The organism is Terriglobales bacterium (genome assembly GCA_035624475.1).
Lineage (GTDB): Bacteria > Acidobacteriota > Terriglobia > Terriglobales > Acidobacteriaceae > DASPRL01.
Genome location: DASPRL010000391.1, coordinates 1 through 4,658 on the forward strand (window position 1 = coordinate 1; position 4,658 = coordinate 4,658).

Annotated in this window: 3 protein-coding genes; all 3 read left to right on the top strand. The window is 67.9% G+C overall.

Annotated elements, in window-relative coordinates:
* The coding region (locus VEG08_15210; protein HXZ29342.1) for an acyl-CoA dehydratase activase at nt 1-2,852 on the top strand (2,852 nt) is incomplete at its 5' end.
* Entirely contained in the window at nt 2,849-4,144 is a 1,296-nt protein-coding gene (locus VEG08_15215) for a hypothetical protein (GenBank protein ID HXZ29343.1), read from the top strand. The genes VEG08_15210 and VEG08_15215, both read left to right, overlap by 4 nt.
* A gap of 47 nt (nt 4,145-4,191) precedes the next feature.
* Nucleotides 4,192-4,599, top strand: coding sequence for a carboxymuconolactone decarboxylase family protein (locus VEG08_15220; protein HXZ29344.1), 408 nt, complete (start codon nt 4,192-4,194; stop codon nt 4,597-4,599).
* Nucleotides 4,600-4,658 lie beyond the last annotated feature (59 nt).

A 4,658-nucleotide genomic window follows, 5' to 3' on the forward strand; every position in this document is an offset into this window, starting at 1 on the left:
TCGATCTGCTCAAGGAATTCTACGAGCACGTGCCCGAGCCCAACGTGGAGGGCATCCGGGTGACCGGCTCGGGCAGCCAGCTCATCGCCAAGATCCTGGGTATCTACTTCGAGAACGAGTTCCGCGCCATCGCCAAGTCCACGCGCGTCTTCTATCCCCAGGTGCGGACGGTCTTCGAGATGGGCGGCGAGGCCTCCAAGTACCTGCGCCTGGAGCCCGGCGCCCGCTCCAAGTACCTGGGGATCGTGGATTACTCGACGAGCGGCGACTGCGCCGCCGGCACCGGGTCCTTCATCGATCAGCAGGCCTCGCGCCTGCTCTACAACGTCGAGGAGGTGGGCGCGGCGGCGTGCGCGGCTTCCTGCGCGGCGCGGGTGGCGGGACGCTGCTCGGTCTTCGCCAAGAGCGACATGATCCACGCCCAGCAGAAGGGCTACTCCACCGACCAGATCCTGCGCGGGCTGTGCGACGCGGTGGCGCGCAACTTCAAGTCGGCCATCGTGAAGGGGCGGGAGGTCACGCCGCCGGTGGCCTTCATCGGAGCGGTGGCGCTGAACCAGGGGGTGCGCAACGCCCTGCGCGACGCCTTCAAGCTCAAGGACGAGCAGTTCCTGGTGCCCGAATTGCACGCCTGGCTGGGCGCGCTGGGCGCGGCCATGTTCGAGACCGAAGAGAGCCGCAAGCGCTCCTTCAAGCGCATCCACCAACTGCACCAGCACGCCGACAAGCAGAGCTTCGCGGGCAGCGACCCGCTCTCCATGGAGAACGTGGAATTGCTGCGCCACCGGGTGCAGGATCCGCCGCTGCCGCCGCCGGGACAGAAAGTCGAAGCTTACCTGGGCATCGACATCGGCTCCGTTTCCACCAACCTGGTCGTGCTCGACGCCGAGGGCAACCTGCTCAAGGAGATCTACCTGCGCACGCAGGGGCGGCCCATCGAGGTGGTGAACGCCGGGCTGAAGGAGATCGAGGCGGAACTCGCCGGACGGTTGGACATCCACGCGGTGGGCACCACCGGCTCGGGGCGCGAATTGATCGGGGAGCTGGTGGGCGCCGACACCGTCAACGACGAGATCACCGCCCACAAGACCGGCGCCATGCACGTCTGCCGCCGCCTGGGCATGGACCTGGTGGACACCATCTTCGAGATCGGCGGCCAGGACTCCAAGTTCATCCGCATCGAGGACGGGGTGGTGGTGGACTTCACCATGAACGAGGCCTGCGCCGCCGGCACCGGCTCCTTCCTGGAGGAGCAGGCGGAGAAGCTGGGCATCTCCATCAAGGAAGAGTTCGCGCGGCTGGCCCTGGCCTCTCCGAGCCCGGCGCGGCTGGGCGAGCGCTGCACCGTCTTCATGGAGCGCGACGTCACCGGCATGATGCACAAGGGAGCGGAGGTGGGCGACCTGTGCGCCGGCCTGGCCTATTCGGTGGCGCTCAACTACCTGAACCGGGTGGTGCGCGGGCGGCGCATCGGCAAGGTCATCTACTTCCAGGGCGGCACCGCCTACAACGACGCGGTGGCGGCGGCCTTCTCGCAGATCCTGGGGAAGAAGATCATCGTGCCCCCGCACAACGGGGTGATCGGGGCTATCGGCATGGCGCTGATCGCGCGCGAGCGCCGGCGGCAGACCGGCGAGAAGAGCCGCTTCCGCGGCTACGACCTGATGAAGGTGGACTTCACCAGCCGCGACTTCGTCTGCCACGCCTGCTCCAACTACTGCGACATGAAGGAATTCGTCATCGAGGGGCAGAAGAGCTACTGGGGCGACAAGTGCTCGGACAAGTTCCGCAAGCGGGCGCGCACCGACCGCCAGCCCGTTCTCGAAGACCTGTTCGACTACCGCGACAAGCTGCTGGAAGAGAACCTGCGCGCGCCGGTGGGCGGGCCCACCGTGGGCGTCCCCCGGGCCATGTTCTACTTCGACCAGTTCCCCTTCTGGTGCGCCTGGCTGCAGGAGCTGGGCTTCGACGTCGTGGTCTCGCAGCCCACCGACGGCAGGATCTCGGCGCTGGGCGACGAATTGGCCATCGCCCAGCCCTGCTTCCCGGTGAAGGTGGCGCACGGGCACGTGCAGACGCTGCTGGAGCGCAAGCTGGACTTCCTGCTCCTGCCCAACGTGGTCAACGCCGAGAGCCCGGCCACGGGCGAGTCGCACTTGTGTCCCTGGAACCAGACGCTGCCCTTCGTGGTGCGCTCGGTGCCACAACTGGAGGAGGCGGCGCGGGGACGCTTCCTGAGCCCCACCGTCCACTTCCAGCTCGGGCGCAAGCACGTGCAGAAGGAGCTGGGAGAGTTCGCGCGGCGCGCTCTGGGCATCGCGCGCCCGCAGAATGATCGTGCCGTGCAGGCCGCCTACGCCGCCCAGCAGGCCTTCGTGGACGCGCAACTGCAGGCGGGCGCGCAGGCGCTGGCCCGGCTGGAGGAGAGCGGCGAGCCCGCCATCATCCTCATCGGGCGCGCCTACAACATGTACGACCGCAGCCTCAACTGCGACATCCCGCGCAAGCTGCGCGCCCTCTACGGGGTGAACGTGGTGCCGCTGGATTTCCTGCCGGTGGACGAGGAAGACATCTCCTCGGTGAACGCCAACATGTACTGGAACTCGGGGCGGCGCATCCTGGCGGCGGGACAGATCGCACGCCGCCATCCTCACCTGCACCTCGTCTACATCTCGAACTTCAAGTGCGGGCCCGACTCCTACATCAAGTCGTTCCTGCACGACGCCGCCGGCAAGCCCTCGCTGGTGCTGCAGTTCGACGGACACTCGAACGACGCCGGCTTCATCACCCGCTGCGAGGCCTATCTCGATTCGAAAGGATTCCTGCGATGCTCGGCCGACATCGCCATGTGAGACGCGCGCTCGCCCCCGGCCATCCCCTGGCGGGCAAGGTCCTCTACATCCCCGCCATGGCGGAGGGCAGCGTGGAGGCCTTCGCCGCCGCCTTCCGCTGGCTGGGCATCGAAGCGCATCCCACCCCGCCCTCCGACGAGCGCACCCGCGAACTGGGCGGCAAGTTCACCAGCGGCGATGAGTGCTATCCCGCCAAAGTGACGGTGGGGGACTTCATCAGGATCCTGGAGCAGCCGGGCTTCGATCCCAAGCGCGCCGTCTTCTTCATGGCCACGGCCAGCGGGCCCTGCCGCTTCGGGCAGTACGCGCCCTTCCTGGAGAAGATCCTGCGCGAGGCCGGCTACGGCGAGGTGAAGGTGCTGGCGCCCACCAGCGAGAACGGGTACGGCGACCTGGGCAGCGTGGCCACCGCCTTCACCCGCATCGCCTGGCGGGCGCTGGTGACCGCCGACATCCTGCGCAAGGCCCTGCTCAAGACCCGCCCCTACGAGACCCAGCCCGGCGCCGCCGACCGCGCCTTCCGCGAGAGCCTCGACGACCTCTGCCGCACCATCGAACACAGTTGCGCGGACCACGCCTGCCAGTTGCACGCGCTGGTGAATTCGATGGCGCGGGCGCGTGACCGCTTCCGCCGCGTCCCCGCGCAGTACGACCGCAACCTGCCCCTCATCGGCGTGGTGGGCGAGATCTTCTGCCGGCTGAACAATTTCTCCAACGACGACCTGATCCGGAAGCTCGAAGGCTACGGCGCCGAGGCCTGGCTGAGCGACATCGCGGAGTGGATCGGCTACGCCAACGAGGACCAGATGCGCAAGCTGCGGCTGCGGGGGCGGCGGCTGTCGCTGGCCATGGCGGGAGCGCACCTGCGCAAGCGCATCCAGCGCGCCGATGAGCACGCCCTGCTGGCCCCCTTCCGCGACGACTTCGCCGGCTACGAAGAGCCGCACGACATCCGCGAGATCCTGGAGCTGGCCTGGCCCTACCTGCCGGCCTCGGGGGTGCTGGGCGAGATGGTGCTGAGCGTGGGCAAGGCCGCCTACCTGGCCAAGCACGGCGCCGACGGCATCATCGACATCAGCCCCTTCACCTGCATGAACGGGATCGTGAGCGAGAGCATCTACCCGCGGCTCAGCCGGGACTACGGCGGCATCCCCATCCGCAACTTTTATTTCGACGGGACGCAATCGGACCTGGACCGCGACCTGGGCATCTACATGGAACTGGCCCACTCCTACCGCGAGAAGAAGACGTGGGCGCGGCGCTACCCGGCGTGTTTCGCCCCTGCCGGCTGAGCCGCAGGGATGTCGGCGGCCTCGCGCTTTCTGATACCCTTGCGCCCATGAGCCCGGAACGGCAGGAGCCCCGGTACACCTTCAGCGAAGAGGAAGTCGCGGCCAAGAGCGCGCTGGCGCGGCAGTTCCTGGAGACGCGTCGCAAGCTCAACGCGCACGTCACCGCCGCCGACAATTTCCTGGTCAAGCGCTACTACAACCTCGACCACAACACCTACCTGGAGGGCGGGGCGCTGCCTGCGAAGATCAAAGAACTGATGGGGCTGGTGGTCTCGGCAGGGCTGCGCTGCGACGACTGCATCCACTACCACATCATCCAGGCCTATCGGCTGGGGGCCAGCCGCGGCGAGCAGGAAGAGTCGCTGAACGTGGCCCTGGTGGTGGGCGGCAGCATCGTCATCCCCCACCTCAGGCGCGCCTACGCGCTGCTGGCGGAGCTGTACCCGCCGGCCTGAATCGGCTAGCGCGCCGGCAATCCCCACGCGGCCTGCAGGCGCTGGTACTCCGCCTCCGG

Coding starts and splice junctions, on each gene's coding strand:
- VEG08_15220 (HXZ29344.1), top strand. CDS start 4,192: ATGAGCCCGGAACGGCAGGAGCCCCGGTACACCTTCAGCGAAGAGGAA.